The following is a 23,311-nucleotide window of genomic DNA, read 5'->3' on the forward strand; positions in this document are numbered from 1 at the left end:
GCGGAACGGGGGCATTGCATTCGATCATGGCGGTCTATCGGAGCACGACGGTGCGGATCTCCCAGGGGCCGAGGGCGAGTTCGAGCTCGTCCCGGACCCGGACGCGGGAGATCGGCCGGCCCAGCAGATCGACGGTGGCGGCCTCGGCGAACGTGCCCGTCACCCGGACCGTCGACCCGGAGTCGCTCATCGCCGTCAGCCGCACCTCGGTGCCCGGCCCGTGCTCGGCGTCGGTGACACGGCGGACGGCCGAGACGAGGACGTCCTCACCGTCGACGCGCAACCCGGCCCGGTCGGACGGCAGTTGACGCCCCGCGGGTGCCGTCCCCCGGGTGACGAGGACCTCGTTGCGGAACTCCTCCGCGAGCGCCACCGCGTTCGCACCGCGCCATCCGGTGGCCGACGGGACGACGGCGAACCGGTTCTCGATCCGCATCCCGAGGTCCTGCGCGCCGGGTACGGGGATCTCGCTCGCCGCCGGTTCGTCACGCAGGGGGTGGATGTTGACGCTGATCGACCCGATCGCGCGCAGCAGCGTGACGGCCAACTCGGAGCCGCCGCCGACGAGTTCGTACTCGCTGGAGTGATCGAGCAGGACGGTGGCGGCACCGGACGACACGAACGAACCGGCCGGGAAGGTCGGCAGCGGATACTCGCCCCAGCCGCCCTCGGCGGTCAGCCCGCGCTCGGTGACGGCGAACTGACCGGCCGACGCGGACGCGGTCACCGGCTCGGGCAGCGGCACATGGAACCGCAGCCGGTGATCGGCGGACTGGTTGAGGAAGGACGTGGAGACCCGCACGAACGGCTCACCCGCCCGCACCTCCACCAACGTCTCCACCGGCGTCGGCACGGTCCCCTCGGCGCGCACGTCACGGTCGTCGGAGAGCGCGACCGGCCAGGCGTAGACGCGGGTGACCCGCAGCCGTGCGCGCAGCGGGCCTGCCTCGACGACCTCGACGGCGATCTCCGCCGGCTCCGACACGAGCACGTCATGCGCCGGGGGAGCGTAGTTGTAGCTGTCGCCCCGGTCACCGCCGTCGACGAGCTGCCCGACGCCGTACAGTACGGTGCCGTCGGGGCCGGTCAGGTCCAGGGTCCCGTCGGCGGCGACCGCGACCTCGACCAGGCCGTTGGAGAGGGTGCGGTCCGTCGCCGTCGCGGGCGTGTGCGACGCTGCGGCGGGGCCGGCCTCGGCCGGCTCGACCCGGAAGGACGCCAGCCCGGAGGCGGGAACGCGCACAGGGACGAGCGCGGTGGCCCGTGCCTCCTCCAGGGTCAGCACCCGCCACTCGCCCGGGTGCCGAGCGGCTGCCTCGGCCACCTCGCGGCGCAGGATCAGCAGGTCGAAGGGGCCGGCCGTCGGCACCTCCGCGAGGTGGAACACCAGCGCGCCGGGGGTGAGTTCGTAGTGGTCGATCTGGCGGCCGAAGAGTTCACGGCGGTGGATTCGGCGCAGGACGCGTTCGAGCCGCGAGGCGTCCATGCGCTCGTCGCTGAGGACGGTCGGCGCCTCGGAGATCAGCTGCACGGGGGCCGTCGTACCGTCGGCGGCGGTCGCGACGAGCGCGGTTCCCTCCGGCGGGGCCATGACGTCCACCTCGACCAGCACCGCGCGGTCGAACGGCAGCGGGTTCACGGCCAAGTGGCCGTCGCTGGGCACCAGTTCGGCGGGCTCGGTGAGCGCCGCGTCCCGTACGGCACGCGCTGTCTGCGCGGCTTCGGCGAGGCGGGCGGCGACCTGGTCGCAGGTCTCGTCGGTGCCGGAGCCGACGACCGAGTCATGCGCGGTCGACTCGATGATCTTGTGCCAGGCCAGGCCGAGGAACGGCGAGTCGTCGCGCCGCGACCACAGGGCGTTCACGCGCTCGGCATGGTCGATCGTGCGCTCGGCGACGGCCATCCGCTGCTTGAGCCCGAGCCGCACCGAGAGCACACCCGGGAGGATGTTGCCGCGCACATGGCTGCGCAGTTCGCCGGTGACGGTGGCGGACACCTCGTCGCGGACGTGCCGGCGGAGGTACTCGTCGAGCGTGGCGATGGTGATCGGGCGCCCTTCGGCGGCGGCCTGCCGCAGCCAGGAGGCCAGTTGGGGGTCGGGCGCGTTGTGGTCGGTGCCGGCCATCGCCAACACCGGGTCCGTGCCCCAGCGTTCGGCCGTCATCTCGGCGTAGTCGCCGAGCGCGCGGCCGATCCGGTCCGGCACCAGCAGGACGTCCAGGCCGTTGTCGTAGCCGTCGAAGAGGAACTCGGTGCGGACCTGGGAGCCGTCCGGCGCACGCCAGTTGAAGGCGTGGCCGTCGACGGAGCCGGGCACCCCGCGCCACAGTGCCGCGTGCTCGATGCCCGCGCGCGCCAGGATCTGCGGCATCTGCGCGACATGGCCGAACATGTCCGGGAGATAGCCGACCGGCATCGCCCCGCCCAGATCGGCCGCGGCGGCCCAGCCCATCCGGAGATTGCGGACGATGGTCTCGCCGGAGCAGAGGAACTCGTCCAGCAGGATCAGCCACGGCCCGACGGCGAGTCTGCCCTCGGCGACCAGGGCCGCGACCCGGGCGCGGTTCTCCGGCCGCATCTCCAAGTAGTCCTCGACCGCGGCCATCTGGCCGTCGACGGTGAACCGGAAGTCCGGGTCCGTCTCCGCCGTCTCCAGCACGGTGTCGAGGGCGGCGACGAGCCGGTGCCGGAACACCTGGAAGGGCTCGTACCACTCCCGGTCCCAGTGGAAGTGGGGCACGAACACAGCGGGGTTGGGCATGGCGTCGGACACCTTCTGTGCGGGGACGGTCACTTGAGGGAACCGGCGGCGAGACCGGTGCGCCAGAACCGCTGGAGCAGGATGAACACGATGATCACGGGCACGATCGACACCAGCGAGCCGGTGATCACGGACTCCTGGAGCAGCGGGGCGCGGGCCGTCTGGCCGTTCCACTCGTACAGGCCGAGCGTGATCGGGAAGAGGGACTCCTTCTGGAGCATCACCATCGGCAGGAAGAAGTTGTTCCAGATCGCGACGAACTGGAACAGGAAGATGGTCACCAGCGACGGCGTCATCAGCTTGAACGCCACCGAGAAGAACGTGCGGAACTCCCCGGCACCGTCGAGCCGCGCTGACTCCAACAGCTCCTGCGGAACAGCGGAGTTGGCGAAGATCCGGGCGAGATAGACGCCGAACGGACTGACGATGCTCGGCAGGAACACCGCGAAGTACGTGTTCACGATCCCGGTCGCCGAGAAGAGCAGGAACAGCGGGAGCGCCAGCGCGGTGGTCGGGACGAGGACACCGCCGAGGATCACCGAGAACAGGAACTCCCGGCCCCGGAAACGGAACTTGGCGAGCGCGTACCCGCACAGCGCGGAGATCAGCGTGCCCACGAGCGCGCCGAACACGGCGTAGATCACGGTGTTGACGATCCACTTGCCGAAGATGCCGTCGCTGCGGCTGAACAGGACACGCAGGTTCTCGAACAGGTTGAAGTGCGAGAACGTCAGGCCGTTGGTGGCGGCGAGGTCGCCCTGCGGCTTGGTGGAGGCGACGATCAGGAAGTAGACCGGCAACAGGAAGTAGATCGCCAGGAGCAGCATCAGCGCCATGGCAGCCGTACGGCTGACCTGGCTCTCGCGGTTCACGGAACGCCCGGCCGAGGAAGGGCTGTTGACGGATCGGTTGGTCACAGGCCGGCCCTCTTCGACGTCAGTCGCATGAATCCGAAACTCAGGACGAAGGTGATGACGGCGATGACCACGGAGATCGCCGCGGCCTGTTGGTAGTTGTTCCCGGAGGCCACCGCGTAGGCGAGCATGTTCGGCGTGAACGTGCTGGAGATGTTCGAGGAGATCTGCCGCAGCACGGCCGGCTCGGCGTAGAGCTGAAGGGTGCCGATGATCGAGAACACCGTGGTGAGGACGATCGACGGAGCGATGATCGGGACCTTGATCCGCCAGGCGATCGTCCAGTTGCCGGCGCCGTCGAGCCTGGCCGCCTCGTACAGCTCCTGCGGGATCGACTGAAGTGCCGAGAACATGATCAGCATGTTGTAGCCGGTCCACAGCCACGTGGAGATGTTCGCCGCCGACCACAGCACGGCGCCCGGGCCGAGGAAGTCGGGCTTGAGCCCGATGTTGCTCAACAGGTCGACTACTGGGCTGAGTTGGGGCGAGTAGAGGTACGACCACATGATCGCGGCGATCACACCGGGCACCGCGTACGGCATGAACGCGGTGATGCGGAAGACCGACTTGAGCTTCAGCAGGGGAGAGTCCAGGAGCAGCGCGATGATCAGCGCGACGAACAGCATGACCGGCACCTGCACGATGCCGAACAGACCGATGCGGCCGACGCTGGACCAGAACTCGCTGTTCTGGAGGACCTTCGCGTACTGCTCGAAGCCGCCGAAGGTCGTGTACGAGGTGCCGTACTGGCCGCCGGTGCGGCGGACGACGCGGACGCTCTGCCACAGCGCGTAGCCGACCGGGACCAGGTAGAACAGCACGAACGGGAGGAAGAACGGGATCACGAAGGCGACGATGGTGCCGGCCCGGGGGCCGCCGCCGTTGAGACGGCGACGGCCCCCGGGCGATGCCACCACACGCGTCGCGCGGGGTGCGATGTCGGTCATTGCGCGGTCACTTGCCCGCCTCGGCCGGGATCGCCTGGTCCTTCATGGACTTCAGCGCCGCCGCCTGCGCCGCCGAGACCGCGTCGTAGAGCGTGCCGTCACCGGCCGCGGCCTTGGCCATCGAGTCCTGCAACGCCAGGTTCACCGTCTTCTGCGTGGGACCCCAGGCGAAGCTGGTGTTGATCTTCTTGGAGGAGTCGGCGAAGACGTCGAAGATCTTCTCGTTGTCGTAGTACGGAACTCCCTTGGACAGCGCGGGCAGTTGAAGTCCCGCGTTCGCCGCCGGATAGAGACCGCCCAGCTGGTTCTCCAGGGCGAGGGCCTCCGGGTCGGTGTTGAGCCAGGTGTTGAACTTGACCGACTCGTAGAGGTGCTTGCCGCCCTTCATGAACGCGACGGTCGAGCCGCCCCAGTCGCCGGAGGCGCCGTCGGAGCCCCAGGTCGGCATCGGGACGATCGACCACTTCCCGGACTGCTTGGGGAGGTTGTCGCGGAACATGCTGTAGCCCCAGGCCGCGCCGACGTAGCTGGCGATCTGGTCCTTCTGGTACGCCGCGTACATCTGCGTCGAGCCGTTGGCGAGGTCGGTGCGCACGAGCTTGCCGGCAATCAGCTTCTGCCAGTAGTCCGCGACCTGCTTGCTCTGCTTCGACGCGACCGTGACCTGCCACTTGTCACCGGAGTAGCTGTACATCTGCGCACTGTTCTGCCAGAGCAGGCCGTTGAACCACTCGGCGTTGTTCGGGTCGAAGAACGTGATGTCCAGACTGGAGTCCGCCTTGTGCAGCTCGGCCGCGGCGGCGGCGTACTCGTCCCAGGTCCTGGGGATCGCGATGCCGTGCTTCTTGAAGATGTCGCTGCGGACGTAGAGGGCCATCGGCCCGGTGTCCTGCGGCAGGGCGAACACCCCGGTGTTGCCGAAGCTGGTCTGCGACCAGGTCCACGGCACGAACTTCGACTTGGCGGCGGTGGCCGCCGAGCAGGCCGAGGCGTCCACGAACGCGCTCTGGGTGCGCAGGTTGGGCAGCTCGTCGTAGCCGACCTGGGCGAGGTCCGGTGCCTTGCCCGCCTTGAGGGCGTTGCCGAGGGTGCCGTACTGGTCGTTGGAGATGTTCTTCGTCTCGACCTGGATGTTCGGGTTCTTCTTGTTCCACAGGGCGACCACCTTGTCCATGCCCGGAACCGTGTTCCAGTACTGGAGGGTGACCTTGCCCTTGGCGGGTGCGCAGGAGGCCGCGGAGGTCTTCGTCGACGGCGAGGACGACGAGCATCCGGCGAGTACGGCGACACTGGCGGCCACGGCTACGGCGCCGAGGCGGATGCGCGTGATTGTGCTGCTCATGTTTTCCGTTCCAGACAACGACTAGCGGCGGTGCTAGGCGGCTCGATGCTGATCCCTCGGGCGGGATGCCTTCTGGGTGGAAGGGACGTGGGGCACACCGTTTTCCTTGGGTCTAAGAGCGTCCCGTGAGCGCTCCCGTGAGCGCTCACGGGACTGCTTGCAGATAGACCTCGACATGCGTTTTTGGAATGTTCGGAAGTCTGCGCTCCGGTGCGGGGGAGTGTCAAGACATTCGGGTCTGACGCGTATCGGACGGTCAGGCAGAGCCGCTCAGCCGCAGTTCGGCGCGCACGACCAGTTCGTCGGCGGCCAGTTCCTCCAGCCCCGACAGCAGTCGCGCCACCTGCTCGATGGCGAGCGCGCCGAGCCGGCGGGTGTCCAGCGCGACGCTGGTGAGCGGGGGTTCGACGAGCGCCCCGAGCTGGAGACCGTCGAAGCCGATGACCGCCAGCTCCCGCGGGATGCTCCTGCCGAGCCGGCGTGCCTCACGCAGCGCGCCGATCGCGATGATGTCGTTGAACGTGAACACCGCGGTGATGTCGGGATGGCCGCTGAGCAGTTCACGGAGCGCCGCTCCGCCGCCGTCGGCCGTCTGGTCCGCGCCGACGACCATGCCGGCGTCGATCCCGTGGGCCCTGGCCGCCGTGGTGAACCACTCGTGGCGGATGCTCGGTTCGGCCCGCGTGTGGTGGTCGAGCATGCCGATCCGCGTGTGCCCCTGCGCGACCAGGTGGGCGACCGCGGCGTGCACGCCCGCCGTGCCGTCGATCTGGATCGCGCTGAAGCGCGTGCGCTGTTCACGCCCGATGAGCACCACCGGCATCCCGCGCGTGAACTTCTCCAGCTCGCTTTCGGGACAGCTGAAATAGCCGATCACCGCGTCCACCTGCGAACTGATCACCTGGAGTGTTCCGCGCTCCTCCTCGGCCCGGTCGCCGGTGTCGTACACGACGACCTGCCAGCCCCGCGTCCTGGCCGCCTCCAGCGCCGCCGCGGCGACCTCGGTGAAGAACGGGTTCAGCAGATCCGGGATCACCAGGCCGATCGTCATGGTGTCCTGCCGGACCAGCCCCCGGGCGAACCGGCTCGGTCGGTAGCCCAGCGTGCGGGCCGCGTCCAGCACCCGCTGCTTGGTGTCGCTGTCGATCTCGTCCTTGTCGTTGAGCGCCCGTGACACGGTCTGCCGGGACACCCCGGCCGACTTGGCGACGTCATTGATCGTGATTCTGCGGGGTTCCGTCCCCGCTGCCGACGGCACCACCATCGCCCACCTCCCGCTTCTCGCGAACGCCGGTGCGCGCGCAGAGCCCGAGTATGCATGTACGGGGGCGCCGGTACGAAGCCACGTCCCGGGATTCCGGCGCCGTTCCGGGCGTCGGCGACGGATCGGATCGCTACGGCGAAGGGGCCGCGACCGGTGACGGAGAGGCCACCGGGACGCTGGTGGAATTGTCGAGCAGCGTGTCACGACACATCTGGAACGCGTCCCGCGACCCGACCCCGGCGACTCGTCGCCTCCTCACCGAGCACACCGAAGGTGATGACCGGCTGCATGCCGGGCGCAAGGGCGCGGCACCCGGCGAGCCGTGCGTCGAGTCCAGGCCGGAGCCATGCCGGCCAGGTGGCGAGGCAGCCGCCGAGGATCATCTCCCCGGCGTGTCGGTGACACCGACCCGCCGAGGACGGCGGCGCCGAGCGCGTGCCCGGCGGCCGAACCGCCGACGAAGTCCCTTGCGAGTGCCAGTGAGCGCCTTTCAAGAAAGTCGGGGTTCGGCGGTGCGTATCAGCAGCCCCGACAGCACGATGAAGTCCCGTCTGTCCCCCAACTACGCTCCTGGAGAAAGGGCTTGCCGCTGTCCCGCCGAGGCTGGCACGCTCACCTCCTCCATCACTCCGAGCGACGGACGATGTCCGTCAAGGAGGTCCGGTGCCCAAGCGGTGGCTGTTCCTGTCGGCGGCCGCGGTACTCATCGTCGTCTCCCTGGCGCTGGTGCTGCTGCCCGGCCACAAGAGCGACGACGAGGACGCGACCTCGGTGGCCGCGAGCGCCGCGACCGAGCCCTCCGCTACCGGCTCGGCGTCGAACTCGCCCTCAGCGAGCGGCACTTCGACCGCCTCCCCGCGCGCTGTCCCCACCTCGAAGAAGCCGTCCCCGACGCCGACCACGCACGCGGCCACCACCCCGGCGGCCACGAAGGCACCACAACAGGCCTCCGGCACCGCCTCGTTGGCCGGCCGTATCCGCCCCGGGGTCACCTACCGGGGCCTCGCCACCTTCTACGACGCGGACGGCGGCGGCGCCTGCATGTACGACCCGAGCGGCGACGTGCTGACCGGCGCGATGAACACCACGGACTACGAGTCGTCCAAGGCGTGCGGGGCGTATGTGTCCGTCCACGCGGCCAACGGCGCCACCGTCACCGTCCGCATCACCAACGAATGCCCGGGGGAGTGCGCCGTCGGCCAGATCGACCTCAGCGCCCAGGCCTTCGCCAAGCTCGCCGCCCCATCCGCCGGCCGCATCCCGATCACCTGGAACCTGGTGAGCCCCAGCACCACCGACACCCTCTCGATCCGCTACAAGACCGGGTCCACCCGCTACTGGTGCGGCATCCAGGCCATCGGCCACCGAAATCCCCTGGCCCGCCTCGAAGTTCGCGTCGGCGGCGGCTGGCGTCAGCTCCAGCGCGCCGAATACAACTACTTCCTCTCCGAGGACGGCAGCGGCTGCGGCGGCGCGCTCAGGCTCACCGACATCTACGGCGAACAGCTCACCGTCCCGCCGCTCGCGGTGCGGGCGAACGTCACGCAGCCGACCCAGGTCCAGTTCGCCGGGCACTGACCCGTCCCGGTCAGGAGTCGGCCGCCCGCAAGGCGTCGCGGGCCAGCGTCCGCCGCAACCTCTCCTCGTCCGAACTCCCCGGCGCAGCAGTCAAGATGACGATCTTCAGGTCGGAGTCACCGTCCGTCAGGACATCGCAGTCCACCTCCACGGGTCCCACCTCGGGATGCTCGACCGTCTTGCGGTCCTCCCGGTGCGCGCCGACGGCCCCGCTCGCCCACAGTCGCGCGAACGTCGGGTTGCCCGCGACGAGTTGACGGACCATCTCGGCCAGGCGGACGTCCTGCGGGAAGCGGGCGGTGGCGCGGCGCAGATCGGACACGACGGCGAGGTCCGAGGCCTCGCCGTTCCGCACGAGCACCGGCCACGACGCGATGCGCACGTCGTCGCCGGAATCGACCGGGAACCGCTCGCGCGCGAAGTTGCGCTGCTCGGGCGGCTTGGCCGACGGGTCGCCGAGCAGCGCCGCCCAGCCCGCGTTCCACCAGATCAGCTGCCAGTCGGCCGCGAACACGGCGACGGCGACATCCCCGAGCCGGCTCAGCACGCGATGCACCCCCGCCGGGAGGTGATCCGGGATCGGCTCGCCGTTCGGCGACACCAGCCCGGCCATGCGGTAGAGGTGATCCCGTTCCACAGGGGTCAGCCGGAGGGCCCGCGCGAGCGAGGCCACGACCTGCGCCGAGGGTGCCGTGGACCGCCCCTGTTCCAGGCGCACCACATAGTCCACCGACACCCCGGCCCGCTCGGCGAGTTCCTCACGCCGCAGACCGGCCGCTCGCCGGGACCGCCCGGACGGCAGTCCCACGTCCGACGGGGAAAGCCGCTCCCGCCAGGCACGGATCGTCGCCCCCAGGCCGAGCCCCTCCAGTGTCGCCATGTCCTCCATCCTGCCCCACCCACCCTGGTACTGCCGTTCCTACGGTCGCGGCGTCCCTGGCAGAGGGGCGGCGCGGTGGGGACGATCGACGCATGACCACCACGTTCATCACCGGAGCCAACAAGGGCCTCGGCCACGAGACCGCCCGCCGCCTCCTCGCCCTCGGCCACACCGTGATCGTCGGAGCCCGTGACGAGGAGCGGGGCGCGGAGGCCGCCGCCGCGCTAGGTGCGCGGTTCGTCCGTATCGACGTCACCGACGACGCCTCCGTCACGGCCGCGGCGGCCGATGTCGCCGCCCACGAAGGCGTCCTCGACGTCCTGATCAACAACGCCGGTGTGCACGGCCCGCACGGCGACCCCGCCGACCTGACGGGCGCGGACGCGCTCGGCGTCTTCGACGTCAACGTGTTCGGAGTGGTCCGGACGACCACCGCGTTCCTCCCGCTGCTGCGCCGCTCGGCCGACCCGGTCGTCATCAACGTCAGCAGCGGCATGGGGTCGCTGGCGATCACCCACGACCCGTCGCGCGTCGAGTCCTCCGTCGTCGCGCCGCTGTACACCGCCTCGAAGGCCGCCCTCACCATGCTGACCACTCAATACGCCAAGGGGCTCCAGGGAGTTCGCGTCAACGCCGTCGATCCCGGCTACACGGCGACCGACCTCAACGGCCACAGCGGCCCGCAGACCGTCACCGAGGGAACGGACGCGATCGTCCGGCTGGCGACGGAGGAACCCGGCGCCGGTTCGGGCCGCTTCGTCGACCGTGACGGGCCCATCGACTGGTCCTGAACCCGGGCTCGCAACACGGCCGACACAGCTTGGTCTCCCGGGGCTACCGGCGGTAGCGACAGGGGTGTCGCGGCACGTTCACGCGTCGGACGCACCTCCCGCACCTCCCGTACCTGACCCGGAAGGCACCCCATGGAGCATTCGGCCCCCACCGCGACGAAGAGCCCTGACGGTGGCCGGCGGTGTCGCCGCAGGCGCCGCTCTCGCGGCGCACGCGGTACCGACGTTCGCGGCAGGCACCCCGGACGCCGACGCCATCGTCGTCGGCCACGGCCTCGCCGGTCTCGTCGCGACCTCCGAACTGGTCGCAGCCGGAAAGAAGGTGCTGCTCCTGGACCAGGAACCCGAATCCAACCTGGGCGGCCAGGCGTTCTGGTCCTTCGGCGGCCTATTCCTGATCGACTCCGTCGAACAGCGGCTCATGGGCATCAAGGACTCCCAAGAGCTGGCCTGGCAGGACTGGCGGCCTGCTCGCCCCGCTCGCCCGGCACCGATGAGAAACTGCGCCATATCCCCTGAGTAAGTCTTGTCCCGTAACTGCTGGTCACGAGTGAGATGATCTTGGTGTGGCTGGTGTGATCACGGCGTCGGAGCCGTCTTGGATAACCCCGTTCACGGGGCTGAGTCCGCGTCAGTTCGGCAAGCTCCTCACCGCGTTGCGGCGTGAGGGTGCGGACCCGGTGCGCAAGGGGCGGCCCTGGAGCCTGCCGCTGGAGGACCGGGTCCTGATGGTCGCCGCGTACTGGCGGACGAACCTGACGCTGCGCCAACTCGCCCCGCTGTTCGGGGTGTCGAAGTCTGCGGCGGACCGCATCGTCAACCACCTCGGGCCGGCGCTGGCACTGCAGCAGCGCAAGCGGTTCCGGAAGGACGCGGTGCTGATCGTGGACGGAACCCTGGTGCCCACGCGCGACCACACGGTGGCCGAGCAATCGAAGAACTATCGTTATTCGACCAATCACCAGGTCGTCATCGACGCCGACACCCGGCTCGTGGTTGCCGTCGGACGGCCGCTGCCCGGCAACCGCAACGACTGCAAGGCGTGGGAACTGTCCGGCGCCAAGGACGCCGTCGGCAAGACCACAGTGATCGCGGACGGCGGCTACCGCGGCACCGGTCTGGTCATCCCGCACCGTCGAGAGAGAGGCCAGAGCGAACTCCCGGCCTGGAAAGAAGAACACAACACCTCCCACCGCAAGGTCCGCGCCCGCGTCGAGCACGCCTTCGCCCGCATGAAGACCTGGAAGATCCTCCGCGACTGCCGCCTGAAAGGCGACGGCGTCCACCACGCCATGCTCGGAATCGCCCGCCTGCACAACCTCACCCTGGCCGGATGACGGAGAAACGAGCAGGTGACCCACCACGTCAAAGATCATTTACGGGACAAGTCTTAGGTGTTTTCAACTCCTGTTGGTCAGACCGGGCAGCCTGGCCAGGAATCGAACTGTCAGTACGGCCGTCTATGTTCAGCGCATGACACAGATAGATCTTTCTGCGTTCGAGCGTGAGTGGACTCGTTTTGCGTCATGGCTCCTGGTGAACTCGCCCGCTGATCATGCCCTGTTGTGAAGGCCGGCCGTCCCCGAGCGGTTCATCGAGATGGAGTCGCGGCTCGGCTTCGAGCTGCATCCGGAACTCAGGGCACTGCTGCAGCAGCATGATGGAGCCGCTGAGGCTGTTGCCAGTCCTGGCTCCCGCAGGCGCCTTCCCGCTGGCGCATTTCTTCCGTTGGGGCACCGGCTCAGCGGCGTGGACGATATCGCGTGGATGTACGACGTGATCGTGGACGTCGGCGAAGACAACATCGATGCTGACCTGTGGGAGGACGGTGCACTGGCCGTGAATCTGCATCGCTGCGTGCCGTTCGCGCTTCCCAACGACGGCGGGGTTGCCTTTGTCGATCACCGGCCCGGCCCCTCATATGGTCACGTGTATGAGATGGGCATAGGGTCCGGAGACCTGGACGGGACCCTATGGGCAATCAGTCTGACGCAGCTCTTTAGAACCTTGGCCGACGCGTTGGAATCTGACGGTCCCTTCCTCTACTACTGGCCCACACCTTTCGAAGACGCATCAGGCCACCGTTGCTTGGAGTGGCAGATCCGAACCTGACGCGGTCGGCTTACCCGAACACCGGGTGACCGCCCCCCGTGGCACTCCAGGGTTACGGTTGCGCGCATGTCGATTCTGATCGTTGGCGGCACCGGTTTCCTGGGGTCCGAGCTGGTCCGGCAGGCGAGAGCGGCTGGGCACACCACCGTGGCGACCTACACGACGGAGCCGGGCACCGCCTCTCCCAGCGCGTGGTGCCCCCTGGACCTGCGGGACGCGGAGAGCCTGAACGCCGTGATGGCCGAGGTGAACCCGTCGGTCGTCATCAACGCGTCGAGCGGCGGGGCCGACTGGGCGGTCACGGCCGAAGGCCCGCTCCACCTCGCGGTCGTCGCGGCGAGCCACGGTATCCACATGGTCCAGGTGTCCACCGACGCGGTGTTCTCCGGCATCGGCCGCGTCCACTACGACGAATCCTGCCTCCCCGACCCCGTCACCCCCTACGGCGCGGCCAAGGCCGCGGCGGAGACCGGGATCATCGAGTTGCACCCGAAGGCCTTGGTCGCCCGCACGTCACTGATCATCGGCCACGGGCGCTCCGTCCATGAGCGGCTGGTGCACCAGCTCGCCGTCGGCGCATCCGACGGCGTCCTGTTCACCGATGACATCCGCTGCCCAGTCCATGTCTCGGACCTGGCAGCCGCCCTGCTGGAACTGGCGTGGAGCGGCGCGGCAGGCATCCGCCATCTCGCTGGGCCCGACGCTCTGAGCCGCCACGAACTCGGCGTCCTCATCGCCGAACGCGACGGTCTCGACGCCCCGCTTCCCGCGGGCCTGCGAGCGGACAGCACCCTTCCCGGAGCCCTCGACGTACGCCTCAACAGCCAGGCAACCCAGCGGCACCTGCAGACCACGTTGCGTGGCGCCCGACAGTTCCTGCAACGCGACGCAACTACAGACCCACGAGGGAGCTACTGACCTACGGACCAGGGGCACCGTGGGGCTGGCAGCGCGGCTGCGGCCCTGGCCATGGTGTTCAAGCTAACCGAGTCCGCCCAGGCCCGCTGGCGCGCGATCACCGCACCCCACCTCGTCGCCCTCGTGCGGGTCGGCACCCGCTTCAAGAACGGCCAGCTCGTCGAACGACCCGACGGATTAGGAGGTGATCAGCAAGCTGTGTGACCAGGGCGGCCCTGCGACCGGTCGGTATGCCGGTCCTCGGGAACTTCCGGGTCAGGTTCGGCTGCTTGGAGGGGTGGGGGCATGGATGGACTCAGACATGCAAGGTAGGCCGGTAGATGAGTTCTTGGGTGTGGCCGTCGAGCGTCCGGCTCTCGATCAACTCGAGATCGAAGTCGGCCGCACCCTGGAAGATAGGGTCTACGCCGGTCTGGCCGTTGGTCACGGGGAAGAGTGTCACCTGGACGCGGTCGACCAGACCCGCGGCCAGCAGCGCCCGGTTCAGCGACAGGCTGCCGTGCGAGCGCAACGGCACCTCGGATTCCTCCTTGAGCCGGGCGATGACCTCGACAAGGTCACCGCTCACGACGGTCGCGTCCGGCCAGTTGAGGGGTTCTTTGAGAGTGGTCGACACCACCGTTGCCGGCAGGTTTCTCATCCGGGTGACCCATGGGTCACTCAGCTCGGACTCCTCGATGCCCGAGGCCAGCATCTGTGTGTGCGCACGATACGTGTTCGCCCCGAAGACCATCCGCTGCTCCTGGTCGTACAAGGCGAGGCGTCGGCCGAGGAACTCGGGACCTTGCTTGCCCCAATAGCCGCCCCAGTTGCCGATGTGGGCGCCGTAGCCGTCGAGGGTGGAAAAGACGTCGAAGGTGTAGGTCGCGGTCACGATGCTCTCCTCGAGGGTGGCTGATCAGGTTGAAGAGACAGACCGGTAACGACGACGGAACTCATCGCCGCCGGACTCCTGGAGCCCGGCCGCCCCCCCCCGGATGCGGCCCCAGGGCTTGACCGCGGCCAGGACGATGGCGTGGTCAGAGTGGTCGGCGACATAGCGGAGGACGAAGAGCGTGGCAGGCCGATCCACAGGTGTTGACTATTCCTCGTCGACCTGCGGGCGCTGGCGGATGTCCGCGAGCGATACAGTCGACCTGCGAGGCGAGCACGGCGTCCGGTCCTTGCTGAACGGTCGTGAACGGGGCTGAATGAGACGGAAACTTAGACGGGCTGCCTGAATCTCGGAAGCACTCGCTCGGCCCTTCGTGGCAGGTTGGGCCTCATGAACAAGACGATCGACCCCAGGAATCCGGCCGGCATCCGGGTGGGGGACATCTACGAGGACTGCTCGTTTCACCCGGTGCTCTGCACGGAGGTCGATGACGACGGCTGGGTAGTTGTCAGCGGCATTTCGCTCATCGACGGTACTCACCCCCGCTCGTGCGACGCGCAGTATTGCGGACCGATCCGCATCCCGGTGGAAGAGGTAATGGCCATCAAGAAGGACCTGGCTGGCTACATCAGTAGGCGGAAGGCTGAACTGCGAGCAGAGGACCGTGAGCAGGACTGACAGGTCCGCTGCCCTGATCGGTGGCAATGCCGAGTCGTCCAACCTGCCCTCTCAGCTTGGGAAGCTGGGGGGGCGGGACCCCTGGAACGTCAACGGCCATCTTCTGTTACACCCCAGGCTCCGCGACGACCTGAAAAGTGCCTCACCGGACGGAAGGCCCCGCCCATTCGCCACGGGGTAGCGGACAGACGGGGCCGGTAGGGGGACCTACCAGTGGATGCTCTGGCCTTCTGGGGTCACGCGGACGGTGGCCTCTTTCACCGGGGGTGTGCCGGCGGTGTGCCAGTGGCCGAGTTGCTCCTCGACGGCGTCCCAGAGCGCCTCCGGGCCGGCCTGGCGGACGATCCAGCGGCCGTCCTCTTCGTAGAGCGCGGCGAACGATCCCGTCTCGGTGTCGACCAGGACGTCCTCGTCGTGTCCGGCATGCTGCAGTTTCAGACGCTGCGCGGTCGGCACGGCGAACTGTGCGATGAACCGGGTCGTCCAGTCGTCCAGGACGTCCGGCCCGAGGATGGCCTCGCGTTTTTCGCCCGCGCTCAGGTCCGGGAGCATGCCGAGCGGGGGCGCCAGGTGGGGGCGGGCGAGCATGAAGCTGACGTGACCGGCGAGTACCGGTCCGGAGGCTGTGCCGTCGTCGTGGACGGTGAGGCGGACCAGCTCGGAGGCGTTCAGCCAGCCGCTGATGGTCGTCAGGATCTGCCCGCCGGGGCGGGTCTGCTGGAGCCAGGCGGTGGGTACGGTGCGGACGGCGCACGTGGCGATGATCCGGTCGTAGGGTGCGCCCTCGTCGTCGCCGAGTAGACCATCTCCGGTCAGCAGGTTGGGGAACGTGCCGAGCCGGCTGAGGGCTTCCCGGGCCCGCAGGGCCACCTCCTGGTCGTACTCGATCGAGGTGACGTTGCCGCCGCCCTGGCGGGCGCAGAGCACCGCTGTTGAGTAGCCGGTTCCCGTGCCGATCTCCAGCACCTTCATCTTCTGCTCAACGTTGAGGTCCTCGAGCATCCGCAGGACGAGCGAGGGGAGTGTGCTGGAACTCGTCGGCTCGCGCATGATCTCGCCGCGGATGTCCGCCGGTGTGATCGTGCCCGCGATCTGTGTCACGAGGGATTCGTCGGCGTAGCAGGCTTCGAGCCAGCCGTCTGCGTCCTGCTGGACCGGGGCCCAGGCGGAAGGTGCCGAGCCGGGTACCAGGCGGAAGAATCCACTGCGCAGGAACTCGTGTCTTGGCGTGGCCGCGGCAGCGTTCTTCCATGGCTCTGTGCGGAGGGAGCCGCTCGCGGTCATGGTGTCGATGAGCTGCCGGAGGAGCTTTTCGTGGTCGCTCACGGCTTCCTTTCCAGTAGGTCAGCCAGTGCTCCGCACATCGGCAGGCCGGTCTCGGTCTCCAGCCAGTACCACTGGCCGGACGGGTTGCATTCCAGGAACCACCATTGCCCGCCTGCGTCCAGGGCGAAGTCGAAAGCACCGAAGTGGAGCCCGAAGTGGTTCAGGTACTCGTGGAGCGACAGTTCGATCTGCGCAGGCGTGGGCACGGGGGTGTAGCGCAGGCGACTGTAGTCGGTCCGCCAGTCCAGGAGGTCGGAGTCGATCCGGACGCTGAACGTATGCGGGCCGATGACGGTCACGCGGATGTCGGCAGTTTTCTCCACCCGCTGCTGGAACAGGTGGGCGGTGCCGGCGACACGGCTGTCGATGTCGTCGGCCGTCACCTCTGCGATCTCGACGACGGAGGAGACGTCGTCGACCCGGTACACGGGGTTCCACAGGGGCTTGTAGATCACTGAGCCGTGCCGCTTGATGAAGCCCCGAGCGGCGTCGGGGTTCGACGTGATGATGGTGGGGGGTACCTGGAAGCCGGCTTCCACGGCGGCAGCCAGGCCGGAGGGCTTGAATTCGGCGTCGCCGATGAAATGCGGGTGGTTCACGTACCGGCACTTGAGGGAGGCGAGTACGCCTCCCAGGCCGTAGCGTGCCTGGGTGGTGGCGAACCGTGCGTCCTGCTCGTCGAGGTGAGGGAAGGCGAAGCCGGTCGGCCGCCGGTAGTACAAGGAGCGGACATGGGCAAGGTCGGCGGAACGCGAGGCGGTATCGAGGCGCCCCCGGATGCCCTCTTGGGTGATCTCTGCCTCCACCGACAGTGATGCGGGGAAGTCCCCCGAGTCGAACCGCACGACCGGGATGTCCCGGTCGTGCAGCTCGCGAATCACTACGTCGGCGGTGGGGTCGTGCAGGCTGGTGACGACCAGCACCGGACGTGAATCGGTCACTGGTCGCCGTCGCTCCCCGTGTCGGTGTCCGAGCTGGTGCCGTCGCCGTCGGGGCTGGTCCCCGTGGAAGGCTTGGTGCCGGTACTGGTGCCGTGGCCGGGCATCTCCATCACCTGGCCGGAGCTGTCGAAGAACACGGCGGTCTGGGTGGCCGGGTCCAGCTCGGCCCGGGCGTACTCCGGGGCCATGGTCGGGTACGGCGCCATGCGGCTGAGACCCCACGGCTTCGGAGTGAGGGTGCCCTGGGGAACCGCCTCACTGGTGGGCAGGCGGTCGGTGTGTACGAACATGCGGACTCCTCTGTGTGTCGCAGTTCATGGGCGACGGCCCGCAGGTACAGCGGCCGTCCGGTGATGGTTGTTGTCCTGGTCCCCGCAGGCACCACCCCGTGGGGACCAGGACGGGTCTGGACCCACCAAGGATCAGACCCTCCCGGCGTGTCAGGCCGGGAGCCGGGGCCCTCGTTCCCCACCCGCCCGGGGGGAACGAGGGTGTTGTGGCCCTGCCGCCGAGGGGGGATCACTCGGTGGCAGGGGGATCAGCGGATGCCGCGGTGCCGTTCTGTGTCGGTGACGCGGCTGCGGTGCCAGTCGAGTTCGGCGCGGGCGGCGCGGGCGTAGTGGTCCACGACGTCCTGGCCGAGCTGGCTGTGCGCGATGGTGCTGTGCTCGAAGTGCTGGACGGCTTCGGCCAGATCGGCGTAGACGGGCATGGTGCTGGTGTCCTGGTAGGCGTCGCCCTCGCAGGCCGGCCGGGGTGTCAGTTTCTCCTCGATGCCGTGGGCCATCGCGGCGATGTAGGCGGCGAGTGCGAGGTAGGCGTTGGCGTCGGAGCCGGCGAGGCGGACCTCCAGGCGGGCACTGGGGCCGTGGCCGGTGACGCGGACGGCGCAGCCGCGGTGGTCGGTGCCCCAGGTGTAGCGGGTGGGGGCGAAGCTGTGGGGGCGCAGGCGTTTGTAGGAGTTGGCGGTGGGCCAGTACAGCGGCGCCAGGTGCGGCAGGAGGGAGAGCAGGCCTGCGATGGCGTGGGTCATCAGCGGCGGCGGGCCCTGGGCACGGGAGTGGTGGAATCCCGGATCGCCGTGCTCGTTCCACAGCGACAGGTGCAGGTGGAGTCCGCTGCCGATGCCGGTCTGCGGGGCCGCCATGAACGCCGGTACCAGGCCGTCGCGCCCGGCGATATCGCGGGCGATCAGCTGGAAAACGGAGTAGCCGTCGCTGACGGCGACAGGATCGCCGTAGACGAATGAGACTTCGGCCTGGCCGGGCGCGCCCTCCAGCTTGACCGATTCGTAGTCGATGCCGGCTTCGGTCATCGCATCGTCCAGGCGGCGGAAGAAGTCGCTGACGGCGGGCGGCTGCTCCAGTCCGTAGTCGAGGTTCTCACTCCACGCCGGCACCAGACCGGAAGCCTCCTTCGAGAAGAGGACGAATTCGCTCTCCACTCCTGCCTGCACTCCGTATCCCAACTCGCTCATCCGGCTGAGCTGAGTGCGGAGCATGTGGCGCGGATCGACCCGGACCGGTGTGCCGTCGTCACCGACAGCGGTGCCGAGTACGAGGGCGGTGCCGCGCCGGGTGGGGAGCACCCGGGCGGTCTCCCAGTCCGGTGTGACGAGGAAGTCGCCGAATCCCCGCTTCCAGCTGGTGAGGTCGAACCCGTCCAGGGGAGTCATGTCAGAATCCGTGGCCAGGAGGTAGGAGCACATCTCCGCCCCGCCGGTCATCCGCTCCAGGAACACCGGCGCGCTGAAGATCTTGCCTTTCAGACGCCCCTGCATGTCGGGAACGCCGAGGACGATCTCGGTGATACGCCGCGCTTCCACGAAGTCCCGGAGGGACTGCTCGCTGAGTACTCCGGTGGGCCAGGGCAGTGCCGGGCGGGCGGATGTGCTGGCGGTCATCAGAAGCCTCCCTCGCCGAACGCGGCGGCCTCGTCCGGCAGTGCGGTGCCGGCGGCGGCGAGCTGGTAGTCCCGTTTGCCGCGGGTCATCCACGTGAGCGCGGCGAGCAGCAGCGCGATCGCGAGTGTCACGCCGGCGTAGTTGAACGTCTCACCGGTGATCGGTGCCGTCTGGGGCAGGCAGAACACCACGGTGATGACGACGACGTAGACGACCGCGACGACACCGACTGGGCGCCTCCACCGGCCCAGGGTCCACGGGCCGCTCTGGTAGGCGCGGCCCTTGCGCAGGGCCAGGTAGACGGGGATGCCGTAGGTGGGGATCATGCCGACGGCGTTGATCGCGGTGATCGCACCATAGGCGGCAGGCGACCACAGGGCGGGCAGTGCGAGGGCGAAGGGGACGACGACGGCGAACCACACGGCCCGGGTGGGGGTTTTGGTGCGGGCGTTGACGCGCCGCCAGCTCTTCCAGCCGGGCAGGGCGCGGCTGCGGGAGAACGCGTAGATCATGCGGCTGGCCGCGGCGACCTCGGCGTTGCCGCAGAACAGCATCGCGATGATGACGATCAGCAGCAGTGCCTTGGCGCCGGATGGGCCCAGGACGTCGAGGAAGATTTGCACGGGCGGGACCCCGGTCGCGGTGTTCTGGGTGGCGGTGTAGTCCTGCATGGCGAACAGCAGGCCCGCGATGAGCACGAAGCCCGCCACCCAGGACACCCAGACGGAGCGGACCATGCCCTTCGGCGCGGAGTTCTGGGCGTCGGTGGTCTCCTCGGCCACGTGGGAGGAGGCGTCGTAGCCGCAGAAGGTGTAGCCGGCGAGCAGGCCGCCGATGAGGGCGACGTAGAGGGGGCTGAAGCCGGTGTCGTTGTGGAAGTGAGTGAACACGAAACTCACCGACTGGTGTGGGGTCGGGGCGAGGGTGAGGGTGCCGACGATGACGGCGACGCCGCCGAGCTGCCACCACACGGAGACCGAGTTGAGGACGGTGACCAGGCGCACGCCCGCGGAGTTGAGCAGTCCGTGCAGGAGCAGGATGGCGGCGAAGATCAGCATCGTGCTTGCCGGGGTGGGGGTGATGGCCCACTGGAGCTGGGCGAAGGCGCCGATGAACGCGGCGGCTCCGTAGTCGATGCCCGCGATCGCGCCCAGCAGGCCCAGCAGGTTCAGCCAGCCGGTGTACCAGCCCCAGCGTTGGCCGCCCAGTTTTTCGGCCATGAAATAGGGCCCGCCGGAGGTCGGGTAGGCGGAGACCACGTCGGCCAGCGACATGGCGACCAGCAGTGTCAGGCCACCGATCGCGACCCAGGTGCCGAGCATGACGACCGGTCCGCCGTGTCCGAGGCCGAAGCCGAACAGGCTCATCCCGCCGGCCAGGATGCAGATGACGGAGAAGCTGATCGCGTAGTTCCCGAACGTGCCCATCTTGCGGGATAACTCGGGCTTGATTCCCAGGGCTTGGAGGACGTCATCGTCATCCGGCGGCGTCATTGTGCCGGCACTTCTGTGAGACACCAGGGTCCAATCAGGGAGAGGGGAGAGGGGAGAGGGGGAAGAGCGAAGGGGCAGGCGCTGGGTGCGGCGGCGGTGCACGGCTGCTCACCAGGGCGTCCCCCGCCTCAGGACGGTGGTGCGGATGCGGAGGAACTCATCGGTCCAGTCCCTGGTGCGGCCCAGGCTCTCCAGGACGTCCTTCCACGGCTGCGGTGTGGCGTAGGGGCCCAGCGCCCTGAACACCCAGGCGGCGCGCTCGGTCTCTCCGCAGCCCACCAGGGCATGCGCCAGGTGGTTCAGGTCCCAGGGCGACACCCAGGCGTACTCGGTCGGCGGGAGGTGGGCGAACCATCCGTCGTAGGCCTGGATGGCGAAGTGCCGCGCCTGTTCTGTCTGCCAGAACTGGAGGGCGGAGTTACGGCCGTCGCTGTGCCGCTCGCGGTAGAGGTCCATCTGCGCATACAGCGGCAGCACGAGCAGTTCGGGGTTGAGCCGGCCGCCCGCGACCAGCCAGTGCGTGTACTGGCAGGAGACAGCAGCCCCGTGACGGCGCAGGAAGTACTCGCGCATGCGGTGGTGACCGTCCCGGCTGCCCGGATGACGCCGGTCGGCCTCCTCCAGAAAAGGCCACGGCCCCTCCAGGTGCATCACGGGATCGTCCAGCGTGCCCCACGGCTCTGGGCGATGGCGCCAGCGGGGATCGAAGCGCCACGCGTCGTAGGGAAGCTGACTCAGCAGAAGCCGCCCGCACCACGGCTCCGGAGAGCGCGGCCACACCTCGTCCACCCTCCTCCACTCCTGCTGCGCCATCGCCGCAGCACGCCCCACGACATCCGCCTTCGCACCCTTGCGGCAGAGACCGATCGCCCCGCGGGTCAGCGACCATGCCCACACCGTGGCAGCGTGTGCGCTGTACGGCTCCTCGTCCCGCCACATCTTCAGGACACCGCGTTCCGTCACGCTGTCCGTCAGGCGCTGGCAACGGGTCGCGTACAACGACCAGTTGTCTCCCGTGCGGATCAGCAGGTCACGGGCACTGGCGTACCGGCCCATCTGCAGGTCCTCGAGCACGGCACGAAGGTCGGAGTCAGCACCGACAGGGCTGATGATGAGGTTCATGCTGTTGGGGGGCGTGGCAGGGGCACCTCGGTAAGCGCTGGGGGCGGCGCTGGTCAACGACGAACGGGACATGGCGGCCTTCAGGTTGGGGGAAGGAGTGCGTCAGTCGTGCCGGCTCAGAGGCAGGAAGGGGCAGGAGGCAATTAGCTGTCGTCGCTCACGCTCCGAGCGTCTGCAAGAGGCGGCGGGGCAAAGGGCATACGGGGCGGGCATCAGTCGGCCCCGGGGGTTGCCGAGTCTGCCCTAGACGCTCATGGCCGCGATCAGGCGACGGGCCGCGGAGACGGTGATGTCACCGATATCGAGGCTGTGCGGACGGGATCGTGCGCAGGTGCTGCAGGCGGGATCTGCCAAGACGTTGACGACGTTTCCCGTTGCGGCACTCAGGACGGCTCCAGTACGGGCGGCCAGGTAGTCCACGGAGCGCCAGTCGTCGTCCAGATCGAGATCGGCCCCCTTGGCCTCGTGCAGAGTGCTGCGCAGCGCTGCGGCGTCCTGCACAGACAGGCGGCCGACTGTGACCACCGTGCGGGTGGCGCGCACGTTCTTGGCCTCAATGCCCCGGCTGGCGAATGCGGCGCGCAGATGGTGCGCGGCATCGTGCGGGGCTGGCAGATGGTCCATGATCCACTGTGTGAGGAGGAGAGCGTCGCCGCAGGTGGAGAGTTCGACGCGGAGCGCGGGCTCGGGCCCTATTGTCTCGGTGACGATGCCGACTTCAACGCCGATGCTGTGCAGGGCGTGTTTGAGTACGCTCGCTGCCGATCGGTCGGGAACGGCCATGCTGTCGGGGAAAGCGGTGGAGTCGTCGTCGTTGGCCAGCAGGACTAGCGTGAGGGCCGGGCTGCGCGGCGTACGGCCCACGTCGCACAGCGAGCGGATCTCGGCCGCGCGCAGTGCTTCGCCGAGGATGCGCGCGGTGTCTTTGCGCAGGCCGAATTCAGCATTGTCCACGGGAGGTTCGGAAGGATCCGCCTTGGGGATATCCAGGGCGAGCACGCCTGCGATGCCGCGGTCCGTGGCCCGGAAATCCGGGGGCGTTGTATTTGGCAGGGTGCTCACGCCGATCGCTCCGATCCAGCCATGCAGTCTTCGAGGGCCGCCCGCAGCGCGTGCGCGTCGGTGATCCAGTCGGTGTCCCCGGGGCAGACTCGCCATTGCGGGCCCCCTCCCGACGTGCAGCGAGTCGACGGGATCGCGAGGGTCCCGCCCCGACCGATCGCGTGAGTCCCGTCCAGTGCCCACTCAGCAGCGGTGCCGAGTGAGACGAAAAAATAGACAACCTCGTTCGGCGGGTATTCGAGTAGCGCGCCGCAGCGGGCTCCCAGGATGGCCATCGCAGCGATACCGAGCCGGGACGGAACGCGAATCGCGTCCCAGGCTCGGCCCGCATCGTGCAGAGTGCACCCCGCTGCGGTGGGTAACGCTTGGGTCGACATCGTGGCTCCTCAGGCGCACCAGCGATCA

General features: G+C 68.7%; 20 protein-coding genes and 2 pseudogenes. 8 read left to right on the forward strand and 14 right to left on the reverse strand.

Annotated features, from left to right (window positions below):
* Positions 1–34: 34 nt before the first annotated feature.
* The 5 genes from ACIRB1_RS34645 to ACIRB1_RS34665 all read right to left on the reverse strand — a co-directional run bounded on the left by ACIRB1_RS34645 (position 35) and on the right by ACIRB1_RS34665 (position 7,228).
* Complete coding sequence (locus tag ACIRB1_RS34645) at positions 35–2,761, reverse strand: glycosyl hydrolase-related protein (protein ID WP_403468220.1); 2,727 nt, start codon at positions 2,759–2,761, stop codon at positions 35–37.
* A 29-nt stretch (positions 2,762–2,790) separates the two neighbouring features.
* Positions 2,791–3,597, reverse strand: a complete 807-nt coding sequence (locus ACIRB1_RS34650; protein ID WP_403468383.1) for a carbohydrate ABC transporter permease — start codon at positions 3,595–3,597, stop codon at positions 2,791–2,793.
* 77 nt (positions 3,598–3,674) lie between these two features.
* A complete protein-coding gene (locus ACIRB1_RS34655; protein WP_352178464.1) occupies positions 3,675–4,622 on the reverse strand; it encodes a sugar ABC transporter permease in 948 nt (315 codons plus the stop codon).
* 7 nt (positions 4,623–4,629) lie between these two features.
* Positions 4,630–5,964: an ABC transporter substrate-binding protein gene (locus ACIRB1_RS34660; protein ID WP_403468221.1), complete on the reverse strand. Its 1,335-nt coding sequence runs from the start codon at positions 5,962–5,964 to the stop codon at positions 4,630–4,632.
* Between the two features lie 256 nt (positions 5,965–6,220).
* Positions 6,221–7,228, reverse strand: coding sequence for a LacI family DNA-binding transcriptional regulator (locus ACIRB1_RS34665; RefSeq protein ID WP_403468222.1), 1,008 nt, complete (start codon positions 7,226–7,228; stop codon positions 6,221–6,223).
* A 663-nt stretch (positions 7,229–7,891) separates the two neighbouring features.
* Between ACIRB1_RS34665 and ACIRB1_RS34670 the strand changes: the two genes are divergently transcribed.
* Positions 7,892–8,806, forward strand: a complete 915-nt coding sequence (locus tag ACIRB1_RS34670; RefSeq protein WP_403468223.1) for an expansin EXLX1 family cellulose-binding protein — start codon at positions 7,892–7,894, stop codon at positions 8,804–8,806.
* 10 nt (positions 8,807–8,816) lie between these two features.
* Here ACIRB1_RS34670 and ACIRB1_RS34675 read toward each other — a convergent pair whose 3' ends face one another.
* On the reverse strand, positions 8,817–9,695 hold the full coding sequence (locus ACIRB1_RS34675; RefSeq protein ID WP_403468224.1) for a helix-turn-helix transcriptional regulator: 879 nt from the start codon (positions 9,693–9,695) through the stop codon (positions 8,817–8,819).
* An 83-nt stretch (positions 9,696–9,778) separates the two neighbouring features.
* Between ACIRB1_RS34675 and ACIRB1_RS34680 the strand changes: the two genes are divergently transcribed.
* The 6 genes and pseudogenes from ACIRB1_RS34680 to ACIRB1_RS34705 form a co-directional block, all read left to right on the forward strand.
* Positions 9,779–10,477: an SDR family NAD(P)-dependent oxidoreductase gene (locus ACIRB1_RS34680; RefSeq protein ID WP_403468225.1), complete on the forward strand. Its 699-nt coding sequence runs from the start codon at positions 9,779–9,781 to the stop codon at positions 10,475–10,477.
* Positions 10,478–10,616: 139 nt separating this feature from the next.
* A pseudogene (locus tag ACIRB1_RS34685) lies at positions 10,617–10,940 on the forward strand (FAD-binding protein); the annotation flags it as partial.
* Between the two features lie 103 nt (positions 10,941–11,043).
* Positions 11,044–11,814 carry a transposase gene (locus tag ACIRB1_RS34690; protein ID WP_403468226.1) on the forward strand — a complete coding sequence of 257 codons (771 nt, stop codon included), beginning with the start codon at positions 11,044–11,046 and terminating at the stop codon, positions 11,812–11,814.
* Positions 11,815–12,070: 256 nt separating this feature from the next.
* Positions 12,071–12,589 carry a cell wall assembly protein Knr4 gene (locus ACIRB1_RS34695; protein WP_403468384.1) on the forward strand — a complete coding sequence of 173 codons (519 nt, stop codon included), beginning with the start codon at positions 12,071–12,073 and terminating at the stop codon, positions 12,587–12,589.
* Positions 12,590–12,655: 66 nt separating this feature from the next.
* Complete coding sequence (locus ACIRB1_RS34700) at positions 12,656–13,507, forward strand: SDR family oxidoreductase (RefSeq protein ID WP_403468227.1); 852 nt, start codon at positions 12,656–12,658, stop codon at positions 13,505–13,507.
* 18 nt (positions 13,508–13,525) lie between these two features.
* Positions 13,526–13,711: pseudogene (locus ACIRB1_RS34705) on the forward strand (IS256 family transposase); the annotation flags it as partial.
* Positions 13,712–13,802: 91 nt separating this feature from the next.
* Here ACIRB1_RS34705 and ACIRB1_RS34710 read toward each other — a convergent pair.
* Positions 13,803–14,381, reverse strand: a complete 579-nt coding sequence (locus tag ACIRB1_RS34710) for a dihydrofolate reductase family protein (RefSeq protein ID WP_403468228.1) — start codon at positions 14,379–14,381, stop codon at positions 13,803–13,805.
* Positions 14,382–14,771: 390 nt separating this feature from the next.
* Here ACIRB1_RS34710 and ACIRB1_RS34715 point away from each other — a divergent pair, with 390 nt between their 5' ends.
* Positions 14,772–15,059, forward strand: a complete 288-nt coding sequence (locus ACIRB1_RS34715; protein WP_403468229.1) for a hypothetical protein — start codon at positions 14,772–14,774, stop codon at positions 15,057–15,059.
* Positions 15,060–15,266: 207 nt separating this feature from the next.
* On the opposite strand, the gene tgmC is transcribed toward ACIRB1_RS34715, so the two are convergent.
* The 7 genes from tgmC to ACIRB1_RS34750 form a co-directional block, all read right to left on the reverse strand.
* Positions 15,267–16,385 (reverse strand): ATP-grasp peptide maturase system methyltransferase, encoded by a 1,119-nt coding sequence (gene tgmC / locus ACIRB1_RS34720; protein ID WP_403468230.1) that lies wholly within the window; start codon positions 16,383–16,385, stop codon positions 15,267–15,269.
* Complete coding sequence (gene tgmB / locus ACIRB1_RS34725; protein ID WP_403468231.1) at positions 16,382–17,326, reverse strand: ATP-grasp ribosomal peptide maturase; 945 nt, start codon at positions 17,324–17,326, stop codon at positions 16,382–16,384. The genes tgmC and tgmB overlap by 4 nt, the downstream gene beginning before the upstream one ends.
* Entirely contained in the window at positions 17,323–17,616 is a 294-nt protein-coding gene (gene tgmA / locus ACIRB1_RS34730) for a putative ATP-grasp-modified RiPP (RefSeq protein ID WP_403468232.1), read from the reverse strand. The genes tgmB and tgmA overlap by 4 nt, the downstream gene beginning before the upstream one ends.
* Positions 17,617–17,864: 248 nt before the next feature.
* Positions 17,865–19,229, reverse strand: a complete 1,365-nt coding sequence (locus ACIRB1_RS34735; protein ID WP_403468233.1) for a glutamine synthetase family protein — start codon at positions 19,227–19,229, stop codon at positions 17,865–17,867.
* Entirely contained in the window at positions 19,229–20,722 is a 1,494-nt protein-coding gene (locus ACIRB1_RS34740) for an amino acid permease (protein WP_403468234.1), read from the reverse strand. Before ACIRB1_RS34740 ends, ACIRB1_RS34735 begins: the two co-directional genes overlap by 1 nt.
* Before the next feature lie 108 nt (positions 20,723–20,830).
* On the reverse strand, positions 20,831–21,796 hold the full coding sequence (locus tag ACIRB1_RS34745) for a hypothetical protein (RefSeq protein ID WP_403468235.1): 966 nt from the start codon (positions 21,794–21,796) through the stop codon (positions 20,831–20,833).
* A 291-nt stretch (positions 21,797–22,087) separates the two neighbouring features.
* The gene (locus ACIRB1_RS34750) at positions 22,088–22,906 is read right to left on the reverse strand and encodes a hypothetical protein (RefSeq protein WP_403468236.1); all 819 of its coding nucleotides are present in this window, start codon (positions 22,904–22,906) and stop codon (positions 22,088–22,090) included.
* Between the last annotated feature and the right edge of the window lie 405 nt (positions 22,907–23,311).

This window comes from Streptomyces sp. NPDC096013 (assembly GCF_044763565.1).
In the GTDB taxonomy this organism is placed as follows: Bacteria; Actinomycetota; Actinomycetes; order Streptomycetales; family Streptomycetaceae; genus Streptomyces.

Coding starts and splice junctions, on each gene's coding strand:
- tgmA (WP_403468232.1), bottom strand. CDS start 17,616: ATGTTCGTACACACCGACCGCCTGCCCACCAGTGAGGCGGTTCCCCAG.
- ACIRB1_RS34740 (WP_403468234.1), bottom strand. CDS start 20,722: ATGACGCCGCCGGATGACGATGACGTCCTCCAAGCCCTGGGAATCAAG.
- ACIRB1_RS34675 (WP_403468224.1), bottom strand. CDS start 9,695: ATGGAGGACATGGCGACACTGGAGGGGCTCGGCCTGGGGGCGACGATC.
- ACIRB1_RS34665 (WP_403468222.1), bottom strand. CDS start 7,228: ATGGTGGTGCCGTCGGCAGCGGGGACGGAACCCCGCAGAATCACGATC.
- ACIRB1_RS34645 (WP_403468220.1), bottom strand. CDS start 2,761: ATGCCCAACCCCGCTGTGTTCGTGCCCCACTTCCACTGGGACCGGGAG.
- ACIRB1_RS34700 (WP_403468227.1), top strand. CDS start 12,656: ATGTCGATTCTGATCGTTGGCGGCACCGGTTTCCTGGGGTCCGAGCTG.
- ACIRB1_RS34650 (WP_403468383.1), bottom strand. CDS start 3,597: ATGGCGCTGATGCTGCTCCTGGCGATCTACTTCCTGTTGCCGGTCTAC.
- ACIRB1_RS34680 (WP_403468225.1), top strand. CDS start 9,779: ATGACCACCACGTTCATCACCGGAGCCAACAAGGGCCTCGGCCACGAG.
- ACIRB1_RS34715 (WP_403468229.1), top strand. CDS start 14,772: ATGAACAAGACGATCGACCCCAGGAATCCGGCCGGCATCCGGGTGGGG.
- ACIRB1_RS34660 (WP_403468221.1), bottom strand. CDS start 5,964: ATGAGCAGCACAATCACGCGCATCCGCCTCGGCGCCGTAGCCGTGGCC.
- ACIRB1_RS34655 (WP_352178464.1), bottom strand. CDS start 4,622: ATGACCGACATCGCACCCCGCGCGACGCGTGTGGTGGCATCGCCCGGG.
- ACIRB1_RS34735 (WP_403468233.1), bottom strand. CDS start 19,229: ATGACCGCCAGCACATCCGCCCGCCCGGCACTGCCCTGGCCCACCGGA.